This window comes from Dongia sp., assembly GCF_041906375.1.
Lineage (GTDB): Bacteria > Pseudomonadota > Alphaproteobacteria > Dongiales > Dongiaceae > Dongia.
This window is the reverse complement of sequence record NZ_JAYRJJ010000005.1, coordinates 1-26,305: the sequence shown is the minus strand read 5'-3', so window position 1 is coordinate 26,305 and position 26,305 is coordinate 1. Positions and strand designations below refer to the sequence as shown.

Annotated in this window: 19 protein-coding genes; 13 read left to right on the top strand and 6 right to left on the bottom strand. The window is 60.7% G+C overall.

Features of this window, described 5'->3' with window-relative positions; translation table 11 throughout:
- Window positions 1-208: 208 nt before the first annotated feature.
- Window positions 209-2,122: a 1-deoxy-D-xylulose-5-phosphate synthase gene (gene dxs, locus ACE3OA_RS15680; RefSeq protein ID WP_374312359.1), complete on the top strand. Its 1,914-nt coding sequence runs from the start codon at window positions 209-211 to the stop codon at window positions 2,120-2,122.
- Window positions 2,119-2,748, top strand: coding sequence for an ABC transporter substrate-binding protein (locus ACE3OA_RS15675; protein ID WP_374312357.1), 630 nt, complete (start codon window positions 2,119-2,121; stop codon window positions 2,746-2,748). Before dxs ends, ACE3OA_RS15675 begins: the two co-directional genes overlap by 4 nt.
- A gap of 72 nt (window positions 2,749-2,820) precedes the next feature.
- On the opposite strand, the gene ACE3OA_RS15670 is transcribed toward ACE3OA_RS15675, so the two are convergent.
- The 4 genes from ACE3OA_RS15670 to ACE3OA_RS15655 all read right to left on the bottom strand — a co-directional run bounded on the left by ACE3OA_RS15670 (window position 2,821) and on the right by ACE3OA_RS15655 (window position 8,142).
- A complete protein-coding gene (locus ACE3OA_RS15670; protein ID WP_374312355.1) occupies window positions 2,821-5,394 on the bottom strand; it encodes an MMPL family transporter in 2,574 nt (857 codons plus the stop codon).
- Window positions 5,395-5,398: 4 nt separating this feature from the next.
- The gene (locus ACE3OA_RS15665) at window positions 5,399-7,039 is read right to left on the bottom strand and encodes a copper resistance D family protein (RefSeq protein ID WP_374312353.1); all 1,641 of its coding nucleotides are present in this window, start codon (window positions 7,037-7,039) and stop codon (window positions 5,399-5,401) included.
- Between the two features lie 35 nt (window positions 7,040-7,074).
- Window positions 7,075-7,404, bottom strand: coding sequence for a copper resistance CopC family protein (locus ACE3OA_RS15660; RefSeq protein WP_374312352.1), 330 nt, complete (start codon window positions 7,402-7,404; stop codon window positions 7,075-7,077).
- A 138-nt stretch (window positions 7,405-7,542) separates the two neighbouring features.
- Window positions 7,543-8,142, bottom strand: a complete 600-nt coding sequence (locus ACE3OA_RS15655; RefSeq protein WP_374312349.1) for an ABC transporter substrate-binding protein — start codon at window positions 8,140-8,142, stop codon at window positions 7,543-7,545.
- Window positions 8,143-8,163: 21 nt separating this feature from the next.
- On the opposite strand from ACE3OA_RS15655, the gene ACE3OA_RS15650 reads away from it, so the two are divergent.
- Complete coding sequence (locus tag ACE3OA_RS15650; protein ID WP_374312347.1) at window positions 8,164-9,222, top strand: NAD-dependent epimerase/dehydratase family protein; 1,059 nt, start codon at window positions 8,164-8,166, stop codon at window positions 9,220-9,222.
- On the opposite strand, the gene ACE3OA_RS15645 is transcribed toward ACE3OA_RS15650, so the two are convergent.
- On the bottom strand, window positions 9,187-9,729 hold the full coding sequence (locus ACE3OA_RS15645; protein WP_374312345.1) for a CHAP domain-containing protein: 543 nt from the start codon (window positions 9,727-9,729) through the stop codon (window positions 9,187-9,189). The genes ACE3OA_RS15650 and ACE3OA_RS15645 overlap by 36 nt on opposite strands.
- A 420-nt stretch (window positions 9,730-10,149) precedes the next feature.
- Between ACE3OA_RS15645 and sucC the strand changes: the two genes are divergently transcribed.
- The 8 genes from sucC (at window position 10,150) to ACE3OA_RS15605 (ending at window position 22,940) form a co-directional block, all read left to right on the top strand.
- Window positions 10,150-11,337, top strand: coding sequence for an ADP-forming succinate--CoA ligase subunit beta (gene sucC / locus ACE3OA_RS15640; protein WP_374312343.1), 1,188 nt, complete (start codon window positions 10,150-10,152; stop codon window positions 11,335-11,337).
- Between the two features lie 3 nt (window positions 11,338-11,340).
- Window positions 11,341-12,222, top strand: a complete 882-nt coding sequence (gene sucD, locus ACE3OA_RS15635; protein WP_374312341.1) for a succinate--CoA ligase subunit alpha — start codon at window positions 11,341-11,343, stop codon at window positions 12,220-12,222.
- Between the two features lie 100 nt (window positions 12,223-12,322).
- Complete coding sequence (locus ACE3OA_RS15630; protein WP_374312339.1) at window positions 12,323-15,424, top strand: phosphoenolpyruvate carboxylase; 3,102 nt, start codon at window positions 12,323-12,325, stop codon at window positions 15,422-15,424.
- 112 nt (window positions 15,425-15,536) lie between these two features.
- Entirely contained in the window at window positions 15,537-17,042 is a 1,506-nt protein-coding gene (locus ACE3OA_RS15625; protein WP_374312337.1) for a leucyl aminopeptidase, read from the top strand.
- Between the two features lie 189 nt (window positions 17,043-17,231).
- Entirely contained in the window at window positions 17,232-18,293 is a 1,062-nt protein-coding gene (locus ACE3OA_RS15620; protein ID WP_374312335.1) for a putative 2-aminoethylphosphonate ABC transporter substrate-binding protein, read from the top strand.
- Window positions 18,294-18,385: 92 nt separating this feature from the next.
- Window positions 18,386-19,477: a putative 2-aminoethylphosphonate ABC transporter ATP-binding protein gene (locus tag ACE3OA_RS15615; protein ID WP_374312333.1), complete on the top strand. Its 1,092-nt coding sequence runs from the start codon at window positions 18,386-18,388 to the stop codon at window positions 19,475-19,477.
- Entirely contained in the window at window positions 19,470-21,182 is a 1,713-nt protein-coding gene (locus ACE3OA_RS15610; protein ID WP_374312331.1) for a putative 2-aminoethylphosphonate ABC transporter permease subunit, read from the top strand. Before ACE3OA_RS15615 ends, ACE3OA_RS15610 begins: the two co-directional genes overlap by 8 nt.
- Window positions 21,183-21,305: 123 nt before the next feature.
- Entirely contained in the window at window positions 21,306-22,940 is a 1,635-nt protein-coding gene (locus ACE3OA_RS15605) for a Na/Pi cotransporter family protein (protein WP_374312329.1), read from the top strand.
- A 30-nt stretch (window positions 22,941-22,970) separates the two neighbouring features.
- Here the strand turns inward: ACE3OA_RS15605 and ACE3OA_RS15600 are convergent, their stop codons facing one another.
- Window positions 22,971-24,689 (bottom strand): DEAD/DEAH box helicase, encoded by a 1,719-nt coding sequence (locus ACE3OA_RS15600; protein WP_374312326.1) that lies wholly within the window; start codon window positions 24,687-24,689, stop codon window positions 22,971-22,973.
- Window positions 24,690-24,862: 173 nt separating this feature from the next.
- Here ACE3OA_RS15600 and ACE3OA_RS15595 point away from each other — a divergent pair, with 173 nt between their 5' ends.
- Together ACE3OA_RS15595 and ACE3OA_RS15590 are read left to right on the top strand one after the other, a co-directional pair.
- Window positions 24,863-25,405: an isochorismatase family protein gene (locus ACE3OA_RS15595; RefSeq protein ID WP_374312324.1), complete on the top strand. Its 543-nt coding sequence runs from the start codon at window positions 24,863-24,865 to the stop codon at window positions 25,403-25,405.
- A 28-nt stretch (window positions 25,406-25,433) separates the two neighbouring features.
- Window positions 25,434-25,889 (top strand): DUF1489 family protein, encoded by a 456-nt coding sequence (locus tag ACE3OA_RS15590; RefSeq protein ID WP_374312322.1) that lies wholly within the window; start codon window positions 25,434-25,436, stop codon window positions 25,887-25,889.
- The last annotated feature ends 416 nt before the right edge of the window (window positions 25,890-26,305 follow it).

Here is a 26,305-nt window from a genome sequence, read left to right as displayed (position 1 = left end):
GATTTGGTCAACCATTTCGGGGGTTTTACTGCCGACAGCAGCTAATCCCCTTTGGAAAGGGGTGGCACTTTGCCGGCGTTTTGCCTATAAGCAGCCGGATTCGGATAACCGTGAATACTCTTTTAATCCGGCGTTTGGCTGATGACAGACGACCGGCCAGCAGCGCGTCGGATTGGGGCGCATCAACAATGGGTAAAAGGCTTTTCTCTTGACCAGCAAAACCCCCTTGCTCGACCGCGTCATTACGCCGGCACAACTGCGCCAGCTAGACCCGTCCGATTTGCGCCAACTGGCCGATGAATTGCGCCAGGAAACGATCGATGCCGTATCGGTGACTGGCGGCCATCTCGGCGCAGGTCTTGGTGTTGTCGAATTGACGGTGGCAATTCATTACGTCTTCGACACGCCTTATGACCGCCTGATCTGGGATGTAGGACATCAGGCCTACCCACACAAGATCCTGACCGGCCGGCGCGACCGGATTCGCACCCTGCGTCAGGGCGGCGGCCTCTCCGGCTTCGTGAAGCGCTCCGAATCGGAATATGATCCGTTCGGCACGGCACATTCCTCGACCTCTATTTCGGCGGCCCTCGGCATGGCGGTCGGCAGCGAAATGCAGGGCCGTAAGCGCGCTGCGATCGCTGTTATCGGCGACGGCTCCATGTCGGCCGGCATGGCCTATGAAGCGATGAACAATGCCGGGTCGCGCGACACCAAACTGATCGTCATCCTCAACGACAACAACATGTCGATTGCGCCGCCTGTCGGCGCCTTGTCCGCCTATCTTTCGCGGTCACTGTCTTCCACCTCGTTCCGCTCGCTGCGCCACTTCGCGAAGGACACTCTGCGCATCCTGCCTGACCGGCTGCAGAAGATGGCGGCGCGAGCCGAGGAATATGCTCGCGGCATCATTTCGGGCGGCGGTACCTTGTTCGAGGAGCTCGGATTCTATTACGTGGGGCCGATCGACGGCCACAACATCGATCATCTGTTGCCCGTGCTGCAGAATCTGGCGAAGTCGGACGAACCTGGCCCGGTCCTGGTTCATGTGGTGACGCAGAAGGGCAAGGGCTATGCGCCCGCCGAAGCCTCGGCTGACCGCTATCACGGCGTGGTCAAATTCGACGTCGCCACCGGCGTACAGCAGAAGTCGGCGCCCAAGGCCCCGAGTTATACCGGCGTCTTCGCCAAGGCGCTGATCGCTGAAGCGAAGGCCGATGATCGCGTGGTCGCGGTGACGGCGGCGATGCAGTCCGGCACCGGCCTTGATGCGTTCGGCAAGGAATTCCCCGACCGTACTTTCGACGTCGCGATCGCCGAGCAACATGCGGTCACCTTCTGCGCCGGCATGGCGACCGAAGGCATGAAGCCGTTCTGCACAATCTATTCGACCTTCCTGCAGCGCGGTTACGACCAGGTGGTGCACGATGTCGCCATCCAGAGCCTGCCCGTGCGTTTTGCCATCGACCGTGCCGGCCTCGTCGGCGCTGACGGCCAAACCCATGCCGGCAATTACGACATCACCTATCTGGGCTGCCTGCCGAATTTTGTTCTGATGGCACCTTCGGACGAACTTGAGCTCATGCACATGGTGGCGACAGCCGCCGCCATCGACGATCGCCCCAGCGCCGTGCGCTATCCGCGCGGCGAGGGTATCGGCCTCGATCTGCCGTCGCGCGGCGAAGTGCTGCCCATCGGCAAGGGCCGCATCATTCGTGAGGGAACCAAGATCGCCATTCTCAATTACGGTACCCGGATGGTGGAAGTGCTGAAGGCAGCCGACGAACTCGCGGCTAAGGGCCTTAGCTGCACTGTGGCCGATGCTCGCTTCTGCAAGCCGCTCGACGAGGATCTGGTGAAGCGCCTTGCCCGTGAGCACGAAGTGTTGATCACGATCGAGGAAGGAGCCATTGGCGGTTTCGCGGCCCATGTCCTACAGTTCCTGGCCAAGAGTGGTGCCCTGGACAAAGGCTTGAAGATCAGACCCATGACCCTGCCGGATATCTGCATCGATCACGATGCGCCGCAAAAGCAATATGACGTGGCATGCCTCAATGCCCGCCACATCGTCAGCCAAGCGCTGACCGCCTTGGGTGTTGCCGAGGCGAGTGTCCGCGCATGACTAAGCTGAGCCTGTCCCGCCGCGAGGCCCTGGCCTTGTTTGGAGCTGCTGCCGTGCTTCAGCCGGGCATTGCGTTGGCGCAGGCCGTGCCGGACCCAGTGACGCTGATCAATGGATTCTATGCCGCCTTGCTTGAGTGCATGAAGCGAGGGGCGGAACTTGGCTTTGATGGCCGGTTCAAGCTGATCGAGCCGGTGCTGAACGAGACCTTTGATGTCGCCACGATGTGCAAGATTGCCGTTGGGCCGGAATGGACCAAGATGCCGGGCGAACAAAAGGGCGCTGTTCTGGTCACATTCAACAAGTACATGATCACCACCTATGCTGCGCGCTTCAAGGCCTTCAAGGGTCAGGAGTTCCAGGTCGGTGAGGCGAAAGAAGCCGGTGAAGGCCGCACGCTGGTGGAAACGAAGCTGATCCGCTCGAACGGTGAACCGGTCGAACTCAACTATCTGTTCCGCTTCAACAAGAATATGTGGCGGGTCATCGATATCTATCTCGCCGGCGCCATCTCGCAGATGGCGCAGCTGCGCTCGGAATTCTCCAAGACGGTGGTTGACGGCGGCGCCGACGCCCTCATCGCCTCGCTTGAGCAGAAGATCGAGGATCTCAAGAAGGAAGCCTGACCGGGTCTGGCCGGTCGGACCAATCGAAATACCAAGAAGCGGGCGACCAATCAGCGCCCGCTTTTTCTTTGCCTATTCCGCAGCCTGGGGCGGCTTGCCCATCAGCACCGGCATGAAGGCGAAGATCACCACCAGCAGCATGGTCAGCGAAATCAGCAGCAGCATGCCCATGCGGGCGGTCCCAGGATGGCTGGAGAGGGCAAGGCTGCCGAAAGAAGAACCCGTCGTCAGCGCGCTGAAGAGGACCGCGCGGGCGGTGCTCGTCGACAGTGGTTCCGCAATACCGCGACGCCAGTTCACGACGAAGTAGATGTCAAAGGCGACGCCGATGCCGAGCAGCAGAGGCAGTGCAATGATGTTGGCGAAATCGAGCTTCAGCCCGAACGTGACGCAGATGATGATCGTACCCAGCGCTGTCATCAGCAATGGCAACATCACATAGGCAACGTCCCGCGGGCGACGCAGGATGGCAAAGAGCAGGATGGCGATGGCGATGATTGCGGTGAGGGTCGCCATCTGGAAAGCCTTGGTGACGGCGCGGCCTGACTCATATATCTGCACGGCCGGGCCGGTTGCCTCGGGCGCCACGCCACGCACGGCGGTGACGAAGTTAGCCAGCACGGTGCTGTCATTGCTATCGCCCTTGGGCATGACGGTGAGGCGCATTTCGCCATCTGCCGCGATCCATTGCGATTGGATCTCGTCGGGCAGCGTCTCCAACGTCACCGGTTCGGCTTGCAGGGCAGACGCCAGCATCTTCAGGCGCGGCGTGAGTCCGTCGACCAGCATACGCTGCAACTCCGGAAACAGAGAGGCTTCCGCTGCTGCGGCCTGGTCGAGCAAACGGGCCAGCTGCTGCGCCTTGTCTGATGAGGGCAGGGCTTCGCGCAGTTTTGCCGCGCATTGCTTGAGTGAAGCGCGAACCTCGTCGACAGTGGGCGCCGGTTTGGTGGAAATCGGCTCCAACGTCAGTCCCATCAGCATCTGCAGATCGCCGAGGATGGCGAGTTTATCGTCCTGATCCTTGGGCACGAAGCTGGAGGCCGAGATTACAGCATGAACCTCGCGGAGCCTGCCGAGTTTTGCCTTCAGTTCGTCCGCTGCCGCGGCATTGGGCACCAGGATCTCGATCGCATAGGGCGAACGGATCGGATCCTTCATCAGGTCGAGGATCGCGGCCATGGATTCGACCTTGGGATCCTTGAGATGCAGGGGATGGAAATCGAATTCCAGCCGCGGTGACAGGACCACCCCGATTACGGCGACAATTCCCCAGCCGACAAGGACAAGCTTGCGGTTGTTGACGAGCCAGCGATCGGCTGGCTTGCCCCAGGCGAAACCCATCTCGCCGCTCAAGATGCGCGGCCTGAGCAGGGCCAGCAGAGCCGGGAGCAGAGTGACGTTCAGCGCCAGGGTGATCGCCATGCCGGCGGTGGCGATGAGGCCGAGTTCCGACACACCGCGATAATCGGTTGGGATGAAGGCGGCGAACCCAACGGCAATGGCAATGGCCGCCAGGGTCAAGGGGCGCGCCATGGCAAGGCCGGTGCGAACAAGGGCACCGGTCAGGCCACCTTCAACCTTTTCCTGGCCATAGCGCACACCGAACTGGATGCCGAAATCGATCGATAGACCGATGAACATTACAGCGAAAGCCACTGAAATGAGATTGAGCTTGCCCACCGCGAGCGTGGCGAAGGCAAAGGTCAGGACGAGACCGATGATCAGTGTGATGAAGGTTGCCAGGATCAGCTTGATCGATCGCAAGGCCATGAAGAGCCAGAGCAGCACCAGCACGGTCGATATGAGCAGGGCCCATCCCATGCCCTCGGCGACGGTTGCAAACTCGTCGTCATTGAGTGCCACCGGACCGGTCAGGCGAATAGTGACGCCGGTGTCGGGTGTAAGGCCGAGTTCCTTGACGGTGTCGCGAATGAACCCGGTTGCCGCGGCGCCGGGCTTAAGCGCAGCGAAGTCGCGGTTGGGCTGGGTGAGGATCAGGCGGCGCAGGTCGCGCGCCTCAACCGGGCGGTCAAGCAGCAGGGTCTGCCAGGACATTGCCTGGCGGCTGCCGGAGAGGGCGTCGCTGAGCGTTGCCGAAATGGCGGCCAGCGGCTTCTCCAGGCGATCGATACTGCCGGCTTTCTGCATCACACCCTGCATCGCCAGAGACAGCACATCGAACAAGCCGCGCAGGCTGGGGTCCTGGGTCAGCGAACCGATGAAGGGCTGTGCCTCGATTACCGCATCGGCGATCTTCTGCACCTGATCGGTGGGCAGGAAAAGGAGGCCGTATTTTTCAAAGAAGGGGCCGCCATCTGCACGGCGCGCGGTGGCGAACAGATCCTTACGTGCTTCGATCTTGGCAAAAAGAGCCGCAGCGGCATCTTCGGCAGCATCAGGCGTCTTGCCGTCGATCATGACGACGAGCAAGCCGGTATTCTGTGGAAAGAGGCTGTTGAAATGCGCGAGGTCCTTGCGCCAGGAAAGGTCCGGCGAAATCATGTTGGCCGTGTCCGTATCCATGCCGAGATGGCGCGCCGTAAACACGCCGGCACCGGCCGTCAGCAGCAGGGACAAGATCACCAGCAGCAGGGCGCGTCTTTCGCTCCAGGCAACAATGGCGCCCACTAATCTCTCAAGCATCAGATCAAATCTCGCGATAAAGAATGAGTATTATGCCGACGAGGCAGAAGAAGGTCGGCCATAGCCAACCGCAGATTTCGCGCCCCCGGCCGACCAGACGCAGTTCAAGCCAGCGCGACCAGGCGGCCCAGATGCCGAGGATAGCGATGGGCATGTGCGTCATTTCGATCAGCAGCAATTCCTTCACATTCGCGATGGAATGCGAATGGGTGAGCAGCATCATGCCGCCGGCGGCGCTCAACAGCGGAAAGATGTAGCGCGCCCAGCTTCGTGTGAGGGCGCCTGTCCGGACGCTCCATTCGAAACCGGCAAATCCCGTGATCAGCGCCATGAAGAGCTTGTGCTGAACGTATTCAGGGTCGCGCAGGCTTTCACCCAGGCTGAGTGTCCCCAAGGGCCAGCCTTCGGCCTCGGACCGCATGAAGAGAAAGCCGGCGAGGCCGACGAAGAGGAGTGGCCAATGCCTGGCCCAGGGCGCCCGTCCAGTCCGTTCCAGCAACGCCAGGATCCCGATCATGAGCACAAAAATGCCGGCCCAATGGTGATTGTATTCCGACCAGGCGATATCTTCGGCATTGCGCGGCAAGGGTACGCCGGAGCCTGGAACATAGACCTGCATATGGCTCGACATGTCCGGCATCGCTGCCTTGTGCTGCTCTTCATAGAAGGCAAGGCTGCTCTTGTCGGGACTGGTCAGCAGGGGCCATTTGGGCGACAGCCGCTCGGTGATGTCGCTGAGGGTGGCGCGCCCCTCAGTAAGGTCGATCGCCGGGGGCAGGGAGGTGATCGAGGCCGCCACAAAGAGGATTGTGATGCCGATCCCGATCTCCACTTCGACAAATCTCTTCAAGCGCAGGAGCGGCGCGCCGGAATGGCCGGCCAGCATGCGGACGGCACGGGAGTTGAAAAAGCCCAGTCCAAGAAGTGTTACAAAGAGGATGGTCTTGGTGCCAAGCATCATGCCGTAGGCGGTGCCGTACATCGCCTCGGTCGAGCCGACATAGTAGACCAGCATCACGAAGCCGGAGAAGGCAATCGCCAGCACCGAGAGCAGGCAAAGGAGAGAGTATCGCCGGCCGACACGCTCCAGCAGGGGACCAACTGGTAGCGTGTTAAGTGCGAATAGGAAGGCCGGCAAGCCGCCGATCCAGATAGCCGCGCCGAGATGATGCAGGGTTGTGGTGACAATGAGCAGAAGCTGGTTGTCGAGCCGGGCCGCGGCATGACTGGTGGCGATCCCGGCACCGATGTCGATCAGGGCGAGGAGCGGCAGGAAGATATCCGCGCGGCTGCGCCGACAGAGGATCAGAAGGGCCACGACAGCCGCACCCAGCCGCAGCAACTGGGCCGAGGCGTAGGTGCCACCCAGAGCATTGAGATAGCTGCCGTCGGTCGTGCCGGCCAGGATCGCTGTATGCGCCCAGAGGCTCGCGGCCAGAACAGCAATCATGACAAGTAGACTGTAGGCGGCGGTCTTCCGGCTGACGATGATAACCCGATCACCCAGCACGCCGGAATGGGCACAAATTGGTAAAGCTGCGAGAAACAGGAACGCTATCGAGCCCACGTAAAAACACTGGGCGGTCCTGGTGAGCCCGGACAGCAAAACGGTCAGGAAGCCGAAAATGTCGAGCAGAAATGCCACGGTGCTTCAGTCGCCTCGCAAGTAACGAATGAAGTTCAAGGAAGCACCGTGAAGGCGACATCGCCGCGGGTGATGTGGCCGTCCGTGGCCAGGACCTGCCATCTGACCGAATAGGCGCCTGGCTTCAGCCCGGTCAAATGGCCAGCCAGTACGGCCGGACTGTCATCGGCCACGATGACAATGTCCGAGTTGCTCCCATCCGGCCCGGTGAGGGTCAGTTTGGAGCGTTGGGGGTCGACACGGACATTGAAAGTAAAGGCAAGATCGACGTCGGGGCCGCTGACGCTGGCGCCGGCAGCTGGCTGTGCCGACACGATAATAGCGTGGGCCCAGCCCGGTACCGGCCCGATCACCAAGCCAGCCATCAATAGTGCGCTGCCCAGAGTCAGGATCCTGACAAAATAAGTAAATTTATTCAATGTCTTACCCGAGTGAGGCTGGTGGGGTGGCGAACCCGCTAAATAGCAGACCGGCGCGGCGAAGTCATCATTCGGCCAGTATTCCTAGGGCAGGCTCGTAGGCGGCGGAAAGGCGCGGTCGAGGGCGTGCCGCCACGGCCCGAGGATTCGCGCCGCGTTGGCAGGATGTGCGGTATCGAGAGGTGCCTGGAGCGCCGTCAGCCCGCGCAGAAAGATGCCGAGCGAAATGCCGAGAATCCGCAGATCGGCCAAGCGCAGGTGACCGTCGTCGGCGGCTACGACCCATTTGACGGCCCAGGGTTCGCGCGCGGGCCGGACGACCCGGCTTGCGACAATGACCATTCCTTGGGCGCCGGGACTGACCTGCTCCAATTCGAGGTGCAGACCGGGAAAGGCTGAGCGCAGTCGCGTGACGGCGTCGATCGCCAAGCCGCAGAAATCCGCAGCGAAGCGGGTTCGCTCGCTCTCAGGGAGGCCATGCCAGGCATAACCTGCCGCGAAGCGACCAAATTTCGCAACATCCGGGCAGATGCTGGCTGCTGCCGTCCCGGACCGCAGGCTTGTCTCAAACAGGGCGCGAATATAGCTTGCGGCCGCCTCCTGCTGTATTTCTGCATACAGCGATGTCGGCCAAGTCAGTGAGAGGCTAAGTGCCGCAATTAAAGCAGCTTTGAAGCGGGTCATCAGCATGATGCGGGAATTTACATGGTAGGATCGGAGTCGCGCGAGAACGGCCTGAACCTTGTCACGGGCGGCTGCGGTTTCATGGGGCGACACCTCGTCTCGCTGCTGAGCGCGCGGGGCGAACGGATTCGCGTCCTCGATCTGCGTGATTGGCCGCAATCGGCCAACCTGCCGATGCCTGGAAACGTGGAATTGCGGCAGGGATCTATCCGCGACCGTGCTGTCGTGACGCGGGCAATGGCGGGCGTAAACCGAATCTTTCATCTCGCAGCCAATCCCAATCTTTGGGCGGCGGATCCCAATACTTTTCACGAGGTGAATTATGAGGGCACATGTCGTGTCCTTGAAGCCGCTGCGGCGGCCAATGTGGCGCGCTTTGTCTATACGTCGACGGAATCGATCCTTAAGAACATCAATGCGCCACGCACCTCGCGGAACGCCCTGATTGACGAGAAGGTGCGGCACTCGGTGGACGATGTGCCCGGCCCCTATTGTCGCTCTAAATTCCGCGCGGAGGAGGCTGCAAAGAGTGCCGCTGACAACGGGCTGCCGTTGGTCATCGTCAACCCGACCATGCCGATTGGTCCCGGTGATTTCCTGCTCACGCCGCCGACGAGGATGATCCTCGGCTTTCTCAACGGCACGACGCCGGCCTATCTCGACTGCGATTTCAACCTGGTCGATGCGCGCGATGCCGCGCTGGGTCATCTGCTTGCTGCGGAACGCGGCCGCATTGGCGAGCGCTATATCCTGGGCCACGAGAATTTGAGCCTCGGCCGCCTGCTCGCCGAGTTGGAGCGACTGACGGGGCTGGCCATGCCGCGACGTAAGGTTCCCTATTGGCTGGCCTATGCCTCGGCAGTGGTGAGCGAGGGAATTGCCAATTTAACGAAGAATCCGCCATTGGCACCACTTACGGGCGTGCGGCTGGCGCGGTCTTCGATGGCGTTTGATTGCAGCAAGGCGCAAAAGGAACTGCAGTGGCAGTGCCGGCCGCTGGAACAGTCGCTGCGTGACACGGTGCTGGATTTGCAGCAGCGCGGCCTATTGCGGCGGCACCCAGTCCTGCCCACCGCTTGAGGTCGAGGCGATCGGCGCCGGACTGGCACCCGCGGCAACGTTGTAGACGAAGCCATAGGCCGGATAGACGCTGCCATAAACGCCCGCTTCGGCATTGAAGAAGCGCGGCATGGACCAATCATTGGCCGGGGAGACGTCATAGACGCTTTGACCATTGATTACCTGGCCGGGAATCCAATTGGCATGGTCGACTAGGATTTCACGCGCGTTGACGACTTGGCGCACGACCGCAACATGGCCGCTGCGCAGCCGATCAGTCTGTGCAAGGACGAGCACAGCGCCCGGTGCAGGCGTGGCACCGCGCTGATAAATGCCGCTGGCGCCACTCCACCAGGTATAGGCATCTCCCCGCAGGTTGATTCCCGACACCATGCGCGCATAGGGCACGCATTGCATGTCGGAATAGGGTGACACGCGGCTGGCATCGGGGCCGGTGATGTCGAGGAAGACGCTTGAGTAACGCGGCTCGACCTTCGGTGCTTCCAAAGTATCTGCACAACCGGTCAACAGTATCGCCAGCACTGCCAGCGGTGATATCGCAAGTATTCGGTAATGCTGGTCCAACGGTGTTTTCCGTATGATCATGTCGCGCCGACGACTCGTGACGTTTTCGCAATCATGGTAGTCGAATCTGGGACAGTGAGAAAGACCCGCAACGATAGGATGAATCCGGGTCGCCAAAAGCGCCCGGACGAGTGACCGGACAAGCGCGCCACAGGTTGATGCTGGCGCCGGGAAGTAGTCGTCATCCGCCCATGCGACCAGAGTGATCGCGTGCCGGATGCGGGGGTCGGAGAAAATTCCGGCCGCCTGGTCGATCGGCCTGCTGAACGCAGCACCTGACAGCACAGACAGTTGAACGCGCGATTGGGCGCCACGGCCTCGCTTGGCCCTGGCCCGGCGCAGGTCGATAGGGGAGAGTCGGCGATGAACATTCATGAATATCAGGCCAAGCAGTTGCTGCGGCGGTTCGGCGTTCCGGTGCCACGGGGCGATGTCGCGCATAATCTGGTAGAGGCAGAATCAATCGCGGAAGAACTCGACGGACCGACTTGGGTCGTCAAAGCACAGATCCATGCCGGCGGCCGCGGCAAGGCCGGTGGCGTCAAGGTTTGCCGGTCAATCAAGGAAGTGGTTGCCAATGCCGACCAGATGCTCGGCATGAAGCTGGTGACGCATCAGACCGGACCGGAAGGCCGGCAGGTGCGTAAAGTCTATATCGAGCAGGCGAGCGACATTGCCCGCGAGCTCTATGTGGCGCAATTGATCAATCGCGCGACCGGTGGCGTCACCCTCATCGCTTCGACCGAAGGCGGCATGGATATCGAGGAAGTGGCGGCGCATCACCCGGACAAGGTCATTCGTCTCGACATGCAGCCGGCAACGCCGATGCGCGCCTATCAGGCCCGGCAGGTGGCGTTCGCATTGGGGTTGAAGGAGCGGGAAGTGCACAAGTTTGTGCGCTTGGTCATGGCGGTCAACAAGGCCTTCCGCAGCCTCGACGCGGTGATGATTGAGATCAATCCACTGGTCGTGACCGGTGTCGGTCGCCTGGTGGCGCTCGATTGCAAGATGATCTTCGATGACAACGCTTTGTTCCGCCACAACGACATTCAGGACCTGCGTGACGATAACGAAGTCGATCCGCTTGAATTGGAGGCGGCGCGCCATGACCTCAATTATGTGAAGCTCGATGGCGATATCGGCTGCATGGTCAATGGGGCAGGCCTTGCCATGGCGACCATGGACATTATCCAGCATTTTGGCGGGCAGCCCGCCAATTTCATGGATATCGCCGGTGCTGCAACGAAGGAACGTGTGGCTCGGGCTTTCAGGCTGATCTTCAACGATCCCGGCGTGCGGGGCATTCTGGTCAACGTCTTCGGCGGCATGATGCGCTGCAATTCGATCGCGGAAGGGATTGTTGGCGCCGCCAAGGAGGTTGGGCTCGACCGGCCGCTGGTCGTGCGGCTTGAGGGCACCAATGTCCAATTGGGGCGCGAGATCCTCGAACAATCAGGCTTGCCGATCATCACGGCGACAACGCTTGCCGATGCGGCTCAGAAGATCGTTACCGCCACGCGGCCCATCGGTACAGATAGGAAGAGGGCTTAAGCCATGGCCATTCTCGTCGACAGGAACACCAAGGTCATCTGCCAAGGTTTCACCGGTACGCAAGGTACCTTCCATTCGCAGCAGGCGATGGATTACGGCACGCAAATGGTGGGCGGTGTCACGCCGGGAAAGGGCGGCAGCTCGCATCTCGGCCTGCCGGTTTTCAACACGGTGCATGAGGCGCGCGCCAAGACCGGGGCCAATGCGACAGCGATCTATGTGCCACCGATCTATGCGATGGATTCGATCATGGAAGCGATCGACGCCGAGATCGAGATCATCGTCGCCATCACTGACGGCATCCCGGTCCATGACATGGCGCGGGTGCGCAAGGAATTGAAAGGCACCAGGTCGCGGGTCATCGGCCCGAATTGCCCGGGCGTCATCACACCGGACCAGTGTAAAATGGGCATCATGCCCGGCTACGTGCACAAGGCGGGCAAGGTCGGCATCGTGTCACGTTCCGGCACGCTATCCTATGAAGCCGCCACGCAGACCACAGCTGTCGGTCTCGGCCAATCGACTGTCGTCGGTATCGGCGGTGACCCAGTGAACGGGTCGAGTTTTCTCGATATTCTGGAACTCTTCCTCGGTGATGACCAGACTGAAGCAATCATCATGATTGGCGAGATCGGCGGCACCCCGGAGATCGAGGCCGCCGAGTTTCTGAAGCGGGAAAAACGCCGGAAGCCGGTCGTTGGCTTTATTGCCGGGAAGGCAGCGCCGGCTGGTCGTCGCATGGGACATGCAGGGGCGATCGTTTCGGGTGGCGGCGAGAGTGCTGCCGAGAAGATCGAGGCCCTGCGCGCGGCCGGTATCCGCATTACGCCCAGCCCTGCGGAACTGGGTCAGACTGCGCTCGAGGCTTTGCGAGCCGGTGCCTGATCGATCTATTTTGCGCTGCACAAAAGTTCTTTTGCAGCTGCGCCGAGCGCGGTACTCTGTCGCTTCGGCGCAGCTATTTTCTTTGATTTGGAGGGGTTGTATGAGCACGGCAAAGCGGGCACCGTCGCGGGGTGGTGATGTGGCGGCTTTGCGCGTGAAACCGGCTCATCGGAAGCCCGCCAAGGCTGATGCGGCGCTGGAAGTCGGCCTGAAATCGCTCGATCGCATGTTCCCGGTGGAGCGGGGCTTCGACGCCTCGAGAACCGAGCGGGAGCTGAAGTCCGTCTTCGGTGACCTGATCGGGCTGCGCGAGCGCAATCCCTTCGGCAATTCGGTAAAGCTGCTGGCGCTCGAGGTGGGCAAGCGCCTCGACAAGGGCAAACTGAGCCTGGGCGCGGTGGAAACGCTGATCCAGGAACTCACCACGGGGGCCTTCGAGCACCGCGCCGAGCGGCTCCACAACTATCTTGGCGAGAGCGATCCCAAGCGCAACGAGCAGCGGCTGCGTGACGTGTTCCAGGCTTTGGCTGCCGGATCGCGGCGGCCGGGCGGCGGGAAGGGCAAGGGCGCCCGCATCCCTTTCCAAGCCTATAAGGCGGCAGTCGAACGAGAGCTGTTCGGCATTGTCATTACCGGTCACCCGACGTTCAGCCAATCGCATGAGATGGTGCGGCTTCTGGCTGAGCTTGGCATCGGCCGCACGGCCGAAGGGGAGAAGGTGACGGCGGCACGCCGGCGCAAAATTCTGACCAACGCCCGCGCTGTCGAGCATCGACCACCGGAGAAGCTTGATCTCGCCTATGAATATGACATGTCGGTGGCGGCCATTGCCAACATCCACATTGCCCTGCGGCAGGCGTATGAAATTGCGCTCGATGTGGCGGCGGAGAACTATCCCCAGGAATGGGAGCAACTCTCGCCGCGGCTGATGACGGTGGCGAGCTGGGTCGGATATGACCTCGACGGCCGCTCCGACATCAAGTGGAGCGACACGCTGTTTACGCGGCTCAAGATCCAGGTGCTGCAGCTGCAGCGCTATGTGAAGGTGGTCGAGGAACTGCGCACCGGCATCGACCAGAAGCGAAACCAAGTGGACCTCGTTCATCTGCTCGAACTGCTGGAAAGCCGCCTGGCCTTGGCTGTCAAGGAAGCCGAGGACGAGATTGCTGTCTTTCAGGGTGGCAAGAAGGAGGGTGAGGCGCCGCTTGCCTGGGCCGAGGAAGTTCGCCGGATCGCCAAGCGCATGCATGACGGGCGCGATCTGCGCCTGATCGACTCAGCACAACTCCTCGAACTGATCGACCGGGCGATCGGCCTTTCCAAGACGTCGGAGCAGCGCCGTAAACTGATTGTGCTGCGGGCGGAACTGGCCAATCACGGGCTGGGTCTGGCGCACACTCATGTGCGGCTCAATGCCGTGCAGATCCACAACGCGATCCGCAAGCTGATCGACATGGAAGCCGCGCCGGATGATCCAGCGCACAAGCGCTCCTACATCGCCAAAATCACCAAGCTCCTTCTCACCGTGAAGCCGGTGCAGATCAACTTCGCCTCGATCCTGGCCGAGCGCACATCTGCCAAGCGTCTCTTCATGATCGTGGCGAAGATGCTGAAATATATCGACGCCACGGTGCCGGTGCGCTTCCTCATCGCCGAGACGGAAACACCGCTCACTTTGCTGGCAGCGCTCTATTTCGCCAAGCTGTTCGGTGTCGATGGCAAGGTCGATATCTCTCCCTTGTTCGAGACCACGAAGGCCTTTGAGCGCGGCATCCGTGTCATCGATGAATGCTTGCAAAACCCTGCTTTCGCCGCCTATGTCCGCCAACGCGGACGTCTATGCATCCAGACCGGCTTTTCTGATGCCGGACGCCATTTAGGGCAGACGGTTGCGGCAATCTCGGTCGAATGGTTGCGTTTGAAGCTGGCGGAGTTGCTGCGCCAGCGCGGCTTTGACGATGTCGAACTGGTCATCTTCGACACCCATGGTGAATCGATCGGCCGCGGTGGCCATCCAGAGGATTTTCGCGCCCGCCTCGAATACATTGCCTCTCCGGTCAGTCGGCAGAACTTTGCTCAGGCAGGTATCCGGGTGAAGGAGGAGGCGAGCTTTCAGGGCGGCGACGGTTATCTCTATTTCATCACGCCTGACGTCGCCTTGGCGTCGGTCACCCGCATCCTGGAATATATGCTGCCAATTCCGACCGAAGACGTAGAATCCGATCCGGCTTATCGCCACGACGAAGACTATGTGAAGGAGTTCTTCATCACCATCCGTCGCTTCAACGAGGAGGTGATGAACGATCCAGCCTATGCCGCGCTTCTGGATACGTTCGGCGGCAATCTGCTGTTCACCAGCGGGTCGCGGCCCGTCAAGCGCGAGCATGAAGGGCTGGCGCACCGCGTCAACCTTACGCATCCCAAGGAGATGCGTGCCATCCCCCATAACGGCATCCTGCAGCAGCTCGGAATGTTGGCAAATACGGTGGGCGGTGTCGGGCAAGCGATCGCGCGTGACCCGGAGCGCTTTCAGCGCCTCTATCAGTCATCGCCGCGCTGCCGCCGACTCCTCGGCATGGTTGATTGGGCGCTGGCCTTCACCGATCTTGAAGCCTTGAAATGCTATGTGGATCTGTTCGACCCCGGCCAGTGGTTGTCGCGCGCTTATCAGGCCAAGGACCAGACCACGGCAGTTGAACTGCGCCACGTCGCCGAACATCTTGAGGGTGACCGTGTCTATGAGAAGCTTGCCAAGATCTATCGCGTGTTCCAGCGCGACATGCTGGATCTGCGCGAGGGTCTGGCGCTGGTCGGCCTGCCGCAGGCCAAGATCAGCGACGAGACCAGGATGAATCTGCGCCTGATGCATGGTTTGCGTATTGCACTGATCATGCGAATCTTCACACTGACGGCGCATATCCCTGACTTCTCCGACCAGCACAACATCACCCGTCAGCAATTGGTGTCGAAGATCTTCCACCTTGAGATTGACGACGCGATGCGCAAGCTCAACATGATCTTCCCGAAGGTCGAGCAGCTGAAGTTCGAGGGTGATTTCGGCGAGGCTGCAACTTATGTGGGCGACTGGCATCAGACCTATGAGCGCGAACACCAGGCTATTTTCGGTCCGATCGCCGGTCTCTATACGTTGGTGCGACGGTTGAGCTCGGGCATCATCCACACGGTGGGTGCGCTCGGCTGAGATTTCAGGGATTTTTCCGGACGTGGAATGGATTTTGCGGACGGGCATGAGTTTGGCTATGCTCGCCCACGATTTTTCCGGTTCGCATTCCATGTTCTAGAGGATTCCCCTGATGAAAATTGAATTTGTAACCAAGCCGGCAGCGAAGGCTGCGGTCCTGGTCCTGCTGATTGCCGAGGCCGGCAAGCTCGGCGCCCACGGTGCCGCTATGGACAAGTCACTTTCTGGTGCGCTGCAGCGAAGTCTCTCTTTGCCGCGGTTTAAGGGCAAGAAGGGCGAGGTGACGGAATTGCTGGTGCCAGTCGGCACCGCCGCGCGGCGGGTCATTGTTCTGGGCCTTGGCAAGGCGAAAGACATCGATGCGCTGTCGCTGCGTGAAGCTGGCGGGGCCCTGGCCGCGCATCTCGTGGCGGAGTTTGAGGCCGGAGCCACGGTTCTGGTCGATCCGATCAAGGAAAGCAGGGTTGATGAAGCGCAGATCGCGGCCGAGCTCGCTCTCGGTGCCATTTTGCGCAACTACCGCTTCGAGCGCTTTTTCACCAAGCCGAAGCCGGACAAGGCGCAGGCCCTCGGAGGGCTGTCGCTGGTTGTGCCCAAGCCGGCCGCGGCCGAGAAGGCGATGCACCGCCTGCAGGCGGTCGCCAACGGTGTCGCCCTCGCGCGCGATCTCACCAACGAGCCGCCGAACGAGCTCTATCCCGAAAGCTTCGTGGCGCGCGCCAAGGCGCTCAGCAAGCTCGGTGTGAAAGTCGAGGCGTTGGATGAGAAGGCGATGGCGAAACTGGGCCTCAATGCAATGCTATCGGTCGGCAAGGGCTCGGCCAAGCCGCCACGGTTGCTGGTGCTGCAATACAATGGAGCGCCGACCAAAAAGGGCGACGGGCCGCTCGCCTTTGTGGGTAAAGGGGTCTGCTTCGATTCCGGTGGCCTGTGCATCAAGCGATCCGGCGCCATGTATGACATGAAGGGTGACATGGCCGGCGGTGCCGCCGTCATCGGCCTGATCCACGCTCTGGCAGAGCGGAAAGCCAAGGTAAATGTCGTCGGTGTCGTTGGCCTGGTGGAGAACATGCCGTCCGGCACGGCGTTCAAGCCGGGCGATATCGTAAAGACACTGTCCGGGCGCACCATCGAGATGATCGACACGGATGCGGAAGGGCGGCTGGTCCTGATTGACGCTCTTTTCTATACGGCATCGCGTTTCAAGCCGAAATCGATCGTCGATCTTGCCACTTTGACCTACTCGATCCAGGCGGCACTCGGCACAGTCTTTGCCGGCCTCTTCGCCAATAATGACGATTTGGCTGAACAGTTGACTGCGGCCGGAAAGTCCGTCGGTGAGCGGCTGTGGCGCATGCCGCTCGACAAGGCCTATGACGAGCATCTCGAATCCCGCATCGCCGACATCAAGCATCACGCCGAGGATTCCGAATCCGGCGATGCCCCGCATGCCGCGGCACTGCTGAAGCAGTTCGTCGAGGACCGGCCCTGGGCGCATCTCGACATTGCCGGGCGCGAGTTTGCCGGCAAGGACCGTTCGACATGTCCGGCGGGCGGCACCGGCTACGCCGTTCAACTGCTGGAGCAGTTCGTCGCCAAGACGGAAGGCATCATCTGATTGACACGCGCGCGCCGCAGATCTTGCTCTTGATCTGCGGCGCGCTGGCTTTCATCGAAATTACCTATATAGGTCATAGGGAAAGGACCCTGTGACTTCGATTTGTAATATATCCTTCATCATAGATGCGCAGTTGATGGCCAATTTCCTGGCGCCGCGTTGGGCGGTCGCACACCAGGAGATTGGGGAATGAAGAATTGGATCTCGCGCCGGCAACTGGCGCTGTTGGGGGTAGCTGTCCTGGGGACGGCCGCCGCATTGTTTTCCACCACCCAGCCGAGCTCGGCTGACGACGTGGTGTTGAAGGTCTACACCGCGCTCGAGGAAGAGCAGCTCCCGATCTACAAGGAAGCCTTCGAAAAGGCCAATCCCGGCATCACGATCGAATGGCAGCGCGATTCCACGGGCGTGATTTCGGCGCGTCTCCTGGCCGAGAAAGAGAACCGCCAGGCTGACGTCGTCTGGGGCCTGGCCGCCACCAGCCTGATGGTGCTCGACAAGGAGGGCATGCTTGAGCGCTACCGCCCGGCCGGCTTCGATCAGATCAAGGAAGACTTCAAGGATACGCGCAGCGGCTGGCCGACTTGGGTTGGTATGGACGCCTGGGCATCGGCCATCTGCTTCAACAAGGTCGAGGCCGAAAAGCTCGGCCTGCCGAAGCCGACGAGCTGGAAGGACCTCACCAACCCGGTCTACAAGGATCAAATCGTCATGCCGAACCCGGGTTCGTCGGGGACCGGCTTCCTTACCGTATCGGCCTGGCTGCAGCTCTTCGGAGACAAGGGTGGTTGGAGCTACATGACGGCGCTGCATGACAATATCAAAACTTACCTCCATTCCGGCTCGAAGCCCTGCAAGGCGGTTGGCGCCGGCGAATATCCGGTCGGCATTTCCTTTGCTTATCCGGGCGTCAAGCTGATCAATGACGGTGCGCCGGTCGAAGTCATCCTGCCCAAGGAAGGTATTGGCTGGGATATGGAAGCGACGGCGATTATGACGGGCACGAAGAATCTTGATGCGGCGCAGAAACTCGCCGACTTCGCAGCCAGCGCCGATGCCAACAAGCTCTACAATGACAGCTACCAGGTGTTGGCACGAAAGGATGTGACCGCATCCCTGCCGGCCAACTACCCGGCGGGCGAAGAGAAGCTGATGATCTCGCCGAACAATTTCTATGAAATGGCGGATCGCCGTCAGGCCATTCTCGACGAGTGGCAGCGCAGCTTCGGTTCGAAAGACGCGCCAAAGTAAAGACGACAACGCATCAGTTTGCGTTCTTTTAAGGACGATCCCGGCGCTTGGCGTGCCGGGATCGTCTCCTTGTTTAGCAGTGGGATTTCATCATGACGAGCCAGGAGCCTTATCTTCGCATCCAGCGGGTGGCCAAGAATTTCGGTGATTTTCAGGCTTTGCGCGATATCTCGTTGGACATCTATGCCGGCGAATTCGTTTGTTTCCTGGGGCCATCTGGTTGCGGCAAGACGACGTTGCTGCGGGCGATTGCCGGCCTCGATATTCAGACATCCGGTCGGATCATCCAGGACGGGGTCGATATCTCCGCTCTGCCGCCTTCGGAGCGTGACTTTGGCATTGTCTTCCAATCCTATGCGCTCTTCCCCAATCTCAGCGTCGCCGACAATGTGGGCTACGGGCTGGTTGGTGGCAAGCTTTCGCGGCCGGCGATCAGCAAGCGCGTGAACGACCTGCTGGCCATGGTTGGCCTCACCGGGCAGGAGAAGAAATATCCGGCCCAACTCTCCGGGGGGCAGCAACAGCGTGTGGCATTGGCAAGGGCGCTGGCTATGTCCCCGGGCCTGCTGTTGCTAGACGAGCCGCTTTCGGCCCTCGATGCGCGCGTGCGCCAGCATCTGCGCGGCGAGCTGAAGCAGTTGCAGAGGCGTCTCAACGTGACGACGATCATGGTGACGCATGACCAGGAAGAAGCACTGGCGATCGCCGATCGGATCGTCGTGATGAATGAGGGGCGCATCGAGCAGATCGGTACGCCGATGGAGATCTATCGCCAGCCTGAGGCCGCCTTCGTCGCGGATTTCGTCGGTCAAATGAATTTCTTGCCGGTCGACATCCACGGCGACAAATCGATTCGGCTTGGTGAGGCCGTGATCGAGCTGGCAGGGCAGATTTCACATTCTGGCCCAGGTGCCACACTCTGTATCCGACCGGAGGATATCCAGGTCCGCGGGGTTGTCCTCGGAGAAGGCAACAGCCTGTTGGCGCGGATCGAGCATATGGAGTTCCTCGGTTCTTTCTGCCGGGCCGAATTGCGGCTTCCCTGTGGTCGCAATCTGTTGGCGGATTTTTCGATCAATGCCATGCGCGATCTCGCCCTGGTGCCGGGCCAGGAGCTTTGTGTGGCGCTGCCGCCGGATCGCATTCGCCTCTTTTCAGGTGAAAGGACGCGCGGTCATGGCTGATATCGCTTTCACGGCCGAGAACGTTGAGGCTCCGCGGATAAGGGCAAAAGTCACGCGGGAGGATTGGCTTGTACGCCTCGGCCTGCTGTTGCTGGCGATCTATCTAATCTTCACCCTGGTGCTGCCGCTCTATACCCTGCTGGCCAAGAGCCTGCAGGACAAGGAGGGGCAGTTTGTCGGCTTGGCGAATTTTGCACGTTACTTCGCTGATCCGGCGATGCTGCAATCGTTCGGCAATACGATCTTCGTTTCGCTGCTCGGCACATTCATCACTCTTGGGCTGGCATTCATCTACGCCTATGCGTTGACGCGGACCTGCATGCGCTGGCGCGGCTTTTTCCGCGCGATTGCCTTGATACCGCTGCTTGCGCCTTCCTTGCTGCCTGGCCTAGCGCTTGTCTATCTCTTCGGCAATCAGGGACTCTTGAAGTCGCTTCTATTTGGCCACGAAATATATGGTGCCATCGGTATCGTCATGGGAGAGGTGTTCTTTGCCTTTCCGCATGCGCTCATCATTCTGGTAACGGCGCTCGCAGTCGCTGATGCGAGGCTTTACGAAGCAGCTGAGGCGCTGCGGGCGCGCCCAATCAGGATATTCTTCACAGTAACCTTGCCGGGTTGTCGCTATGGACTGGTCAGTGCGGGCCTGGTGGTCTTTACCCTCATCTTCACTGATTTTGGCGTGCCGAAGGTGATCGGCGGATCTTACAACGTCCTCGCGACCGATGTTTATCGTCAGGTGATCGGGCAGTTTAATTTCCAGATGGGTGCCGTCGTTGGTCTCATTCTGTTGCTGCCCGCCTTGGTTTCCTTTGCTGCCGACCGCATCGTGCAGCGCCGCCAGGTGGCGCTGCTGTCGGCGCGGGCTGTGCCGCTGCAGCCCAAGCCGCGTGCGATGGTCGACAGTCTATTCTTCGTCGCAGTTTCTTTGGTGGCGGGCTTCCTGCTCCTCGTACTCGGGATGGCTCTGTTCGGTTCGCTGACCAAGCTGTGGCCCTACAATCTCGGCCTCACCTTGAAATGGTATGATTTTTCCCGCATCGGGACGGACGGCTGGGGGCCTTATTTCAACAGTCTCAAGTTGGCAACTTGCGTCGCTGGAATAGGAACAGCAGTCATCTTCTGCGGCGCCTATCTGGTGGAGAAGAGCAGGGGCGCGGGCAGGTTGCGGACAGTCCTGCATCTCCTCGCCATGATTCCCCTGGCGGTCCCCGGCATCGTCCTCGGCCTGTCCTACATCTTCTACTTCAATGCCCCCGGAAACCCGCTCAACGTCATCTATGGCACCATGACCATCCTGGTGATCAGCACCATCTGCCACTTCTATACGGTCAGCCATCTGACGGCCGTCACGGCGCTGAAGCAGGTGGATGCCGAATTTGAAGCGGTTGGCGCCTCGCTGAAAGTGCCGCTCTACCGGACCTTCTGGCAGGTGACGGTGCCGATCTGCCTGCCGGCGATCCTCGACATAGCGATCTATCTTTTCGTCAATGCCATGACGACCGTCTCGGCGGTGATCTTTCTTTATTCGGCCGATACGAAGCTCATGTCCATCAACGCCATCAACACCGATGATGCCGGCAACACGGCAACCGCCTGCGCCATGGGAATGACCATCGTGGTGACATCGGCAATGCTCAAGGGCCTGCAAAGCCTCGTGGCGCAGGGTCTCAACCGACGCACCCAAGCCTGGCGCAAGCGCTGACGGCTTGGCGTAAGCGCTAGGTTAGCCGTCGGTTCTAGGCTGCCATCGCGAACCCCATCGCTTATATGTTACAGTTTCGTGACACCGCACGGGATGGTTGGTCTCGAGTCGAGGCGATTAGGCATGATCTTTCTGTTGAACCTGTTCGGCGCTGCGGCGCTGCTCCTGTGGGGCCTGCGCATGGTGCGCACGGGCGTGCTGCGGGCCTATGGCGCCCAACTGCGCCAAAGCCTCGCCCGCGCCACGAGCAACCGTTTCTCGGCCTTTGTTTCGGGCCTGGGCATCACCTGCCTGCTGCAGTCATCGAGTGCCACGGCGCTGCTTTCGGCTTCGTTCGCGTCGAGGGGGCTGGTGACGACGGGCGGCGCACTCGCCGTCATGCTGGGGGCAGATCTTGGCACCAGCCTCGTGGCGCAGGCCTATTCGTTCAAGGTCGGTTGGATTTCACCGCTGTTGATCGTGATCGGTTGGATCCTGTTCAATAAGTTCGAGGATTCCAAGACCCGCGATCTGGGGCGCGCCATCGTCGGCCTCGGCATAGCGCTACTGGGGCTACATCTCATAACCGACGCGGCAGAGCCGGTACGTGATGCGCCGCTTCTGCCTCAAATCCTGCAACTGATGAGCAATGCACCGATCTTCGGCGTGTTGGTCGGCGCCGGCCTTACCGTGCTCTCGACATCGAGCCTCGCGGTCGTGCTCCTCGTCATCAGCTTCATGGCAAAGGAAATGGTGCCGGTTGATCTCGGACTGGCGCTCGTTCTTGGCGCCAATCTGGGCAGCGCCGTTATGCCGATCCTGGCCACCGCCGGGGAGCCGCCTGAGGCGCGGCGGGTGCCCGTGGGTAATCTTATCTTCCGCGTCATCGGTGTTGCGCTGACCGTGCCATTGATCGGGCTGATACAGCCTTATCTCGCCATGCTCGAAATCGACCGCGCGAGACAGGCCCTGAACTTCCACGTGGCCTTCAATCTGGCGCTGGCCATGACTTTCATATGGTTTACAGGACCGGTCGCGCGACTGACGGCACGCCTGTTACCCGACCAAGCCGGCATCGACGACCCGGGAAAGCCTCGCTATCTCTCGCAGGGACCGGTCGATCAACCCACCATTGCCCTTGCCAATGCGGGTCGCGAGGCCTTGCGCATGGGTGATCTCGTGGGGCAGATGCTGCGCCAGTCGCTGGCGGTCTTCCGCTCCGACGATCGTCGCTTGATCAAGCAGGTAAGTGACCTCGATACCCAGATCGATCGCCTGAACGAGGCCATCAAGCTCTATCTCACCGGTGTCAGCCGCGAGTTGATGGATCCGTCCGATCAGAAGCGCGTGGTAGATCTCATTACCTTCATCACGAATCTCGAGCATATCGGCGATATCGTGGACAAGAATCTGATGGAGCTGGCAGCGAAGAAGGTGAAGTACCAGTTGAAGTTCTCGCCGGAAGGGACGCAGGAACTCGACCAGCTGCATGAACGCCTCACGCATAACCTGGAACTCGCCATGAATGTCTTCATGTCGGGTGACATCAAGTTGGCGCGCCAACTATTTGAGGAAAAGCGGCTGTTCCGCGAGATGGAGAAGAGTGCTGCCGAGAATCACCTGTCGCGGCTGCGTTCGGGGCGGGTCGAGAGTATTCAGACCAGCAGCCTGCATCTCGATATTTTGCGGGATCTTAAGCGGATCAACTCGCATTTGGCCATTGTCGGCCAGCCGATTCTGGAAGCTGCCGGTGAACTGAGCCCAACGCGCCTCCGTTAGGCGCGTTGGCCCCGTCTTGCTTTCTGGGTCCTACTTGCCGGAGCGACGATCCCCGGCCGGCAGACGCACAGGACGACGCAGGAAGGCGGGCAGGTGATCGCCAAAGCCGTGGCCGGCGACCATAGCCTCCTCCTCATGATGCGGCTTCGATTGAGCGCGGCGCTGATGCCTATTTTCGTGCGGTTGAACCGGCGCCATGCCCTTCTGGCCCTGCGACTGCGACTGCGACTGCGGCGCCGGCGCCACGACGACATCAAGGGGCACCGGCAAGGCCGTGCTGGCTTCAAGAAGGTCATGGCGATGGAGCGACTCGCTCGGGTGCGGAATGGCGGCGTCGATCACGGCCTCCGGTGAAACGGCGATCGGCGCGTCCTTCTTGCCGCCACGGCGGCGACGCGGACTGCGTGATTTACCCTCGCTATCGGCAACAGGTGCCGCCGAAACGACATCAACCACGGAGACAGCAAGCGGTTCGCTGCCAATATCCAGCTGCGGCTGCTCATCCTGTTGCGGTCTAGAGCTCGGGCGTCCCTGATCTCGCCCGCGGCCGCGCGTATTGCGGCTGGCAGGGGCCCCACGACCGCGACCGCGGCCACGGCGGCCATCGCCTTCCTCGAAGGGAAGTCCTTCGAAGCCTTCGATGGTAATCTGCGGGATTTCTTTGCCGATCAGCTTCACGATCGCAGCCACATGCTTACCGTCATAGGGCGTGGCAAAGGTAAAAGCGCGGCCTTCTCGGCCGGCACGACCCGTGCGGCCGATGCGATGCACATAGTCCTCGGCATGAATCGGCGTGTCGAAATTGAAGACATGGCTCAGGCCGGCGATGTCGATGCCGCGCGCGGCAACATCGCTGCAGACCATCAGCGAGGCTTCGCCGCGCTTGAACATTTCCAGCGTTTCGCTGCGCGCCGATTGGGCCATGTCACCATGCAGGCGCACGGCCTTGAAGCCATGCTTGGTGAGCGACTTGTAGAGGATGTCGACGTCGACCTTGCGATTGCAGAAGATCAGCGCATTGCCGACATTCTCGGCGCGGATGAGGCGGCGCAAGGCTTCGCGCTTATCCATCTCGTCGAGCACGATCATGCCCTGAGTCACTGTCGTCGCCGTGCTGGCCGGCGCCGAGACGCTGATCTCTTTTGGATTCATCAGGAAGGCATCGGCCAGGCGCTTCACTTCCGGCGCCATGGTGGCGGAGAAGAACAGCGTCTGGCGAATCTTCGGCAGCAGGCTGACGATTCGCTCCACATCAGGAATGAAGCCCATGTCCAGCATGCGATCGGCTTCGTCGATCACCAGGATCTTGACGTCGATGAGCAGGATCTTGCCGCGCTCGAAAAGATCTAGCAGGCGGCCGGGCGTGGCGATAAGGACGTCCACGCCGCGCATCAGCTTGGCTTCTTGGTCCGCAAAACCTTCGCCGCCGATGATCAGCGCGTGATTGAGATTATGATACTTGCCGTACTTCTCGAAATTCTGTGCCACCTGTGCCGCGAGTTCGCGGGTCGGTTCGACGATCAGCGAGCGCGGCATGCGCGCCTTGGCGCGTCCGTTCGCCAGGATGTCGATCATTGGCAGGGTGAAAGAGGCTGTCTTGCCTGTTCCGGTCTGGGCGCACCCCAGCACGTCGCGGCCCATCAGGACCGTCGGAATTGCCTGCGCCTGGATGGGCGTCGGTTCGGTGTAGCCGGCTTCGGTGACGGCGCGGATAAGCTCGGGGCTGAGCCCCAGATCGGGAAAACCCATGATGTCTCGAAAATAAGGGGGCCGATCAAACAAGCAAAACGGCCGCCCTCGGCTCCCGTGGCGACCGCCGCATTTGTGAGCGGGACTATAAGGAGAACCTGGCTTTTGTCAATCGCAACTGCCCGCTATGCTCGCAGAAATGCCGTCAAATCCGCGTGTTCTGGGAGGTCACTATGTTGATCGACAGATATAAATCTCAAATATTAGTAGTCGATATGCAGGAGCGACTGGCGCCGGCCATCGATGGTGGTGCGGCCGTTGAAGGCCAATGCGGCATTCTGCTTCGGGCCGCGCGCGAAGTGGCTGTTCCGGTTATCTTCTCTGAGCAATATCGCAAAGGGCTGGGCGCCACTTTGCCGCCCCTGCTTGCCCTCGCTGAAGGGGCGCAAATCTATGAGAAGATGGAGTTCTCCTGCTTCGCCAATGCGGAGCTGAATTTGGCGCTGACCAGCGAACTAAGCCGAACGACGATTATCTGCGGCATCGAGGCGCATGTCTGCGTTTTGCAGACGGCGTTGGAGATGGCGACTGCTGGGCGCCCTATCTGTGTTGTCGCCGACGCGGTGGGGTCGCGCCGGCCGGAGAGTCGGGCCATTGCTCTTGCGCGCATGCGTGCCGCCGGCATTGACGTGGTGACGACCGAGATGGTGTTGTTCGAATGGCTGCGCAGTGCCGCAGTTCCAGAATTCAAACCGGTTTCCCGGTTGATTCGCTAACCTCATCAACATCGCAATTTCCGAGCAAATGACGGTTCATCTGGTCAAACTCTGCGTCGGCGTCGATAGCATCGCCGAATTGGTCCGCTACCGCGAAGAACTCCAGCGCAAGCGGCGGGCTTCGAAGAAGCCGCTTGAAGATCAGCATTGGACACGCTCGTTCCCGCGCCGCGCGGAGGAGGTGCTGGATGGCGGCTCGCTCTATTGGGTCATCCGGGGCCGAATCTGCGCGCGCCATCAAATCCTGCGACTGGATGAGGTCGAGGACGACCAGGGCAAGCCTTATTGCGCCATCGTCTATGATCCGACGGTGATCGTGACCGAGATTCGGCCGCGGCGGGCCTTCCAGGGCTGGCGATATCTCGAGGTCGAGGACGCCCCGCCGGATCTTCCCAATCAGCGGGTGGCGTTGGGCCAGGCAATGGCGGAGGAGGGAATGCCGGAGGAATTGCGCGCGGAGTTGCGCAGCCTGGGCCTCCTCTGAGGCGAGCCGAAATCACCCCTTCGAGGGCCATTTCGGTGCTTTTTTGAGGGGGCGAAATTTTTGTGCTTGCAAGTCCCGATCCGACTCGCCTATAAGCCGGCCACCGAACGGGGCCGACTGGTTCGTCGGGTCCGGTTCGAACCGGCGGCTGAGAAGCCCCGGCGAGATCTTGGTGGAGCAGGTGGAGGCGAAGGCCTCTAAGCGCTTGTAACGCCATCCCGGCATCGCTATATTGCACGGCTTCACCGGCCGAGTCTGGCTGGTGGGTTTCCGTGTGACTGCGGGGCCAAGCTATTTGACATTGTGATATTCGAAGAAGGGATACGCGGACGGCGGGTCTTTGGGCTTTGTTGCTTGAGGATTTTAGTGAAGCTGTCGCGTGTTTCTGAATGGAGACCTGGGTCTATGGGGTGGCT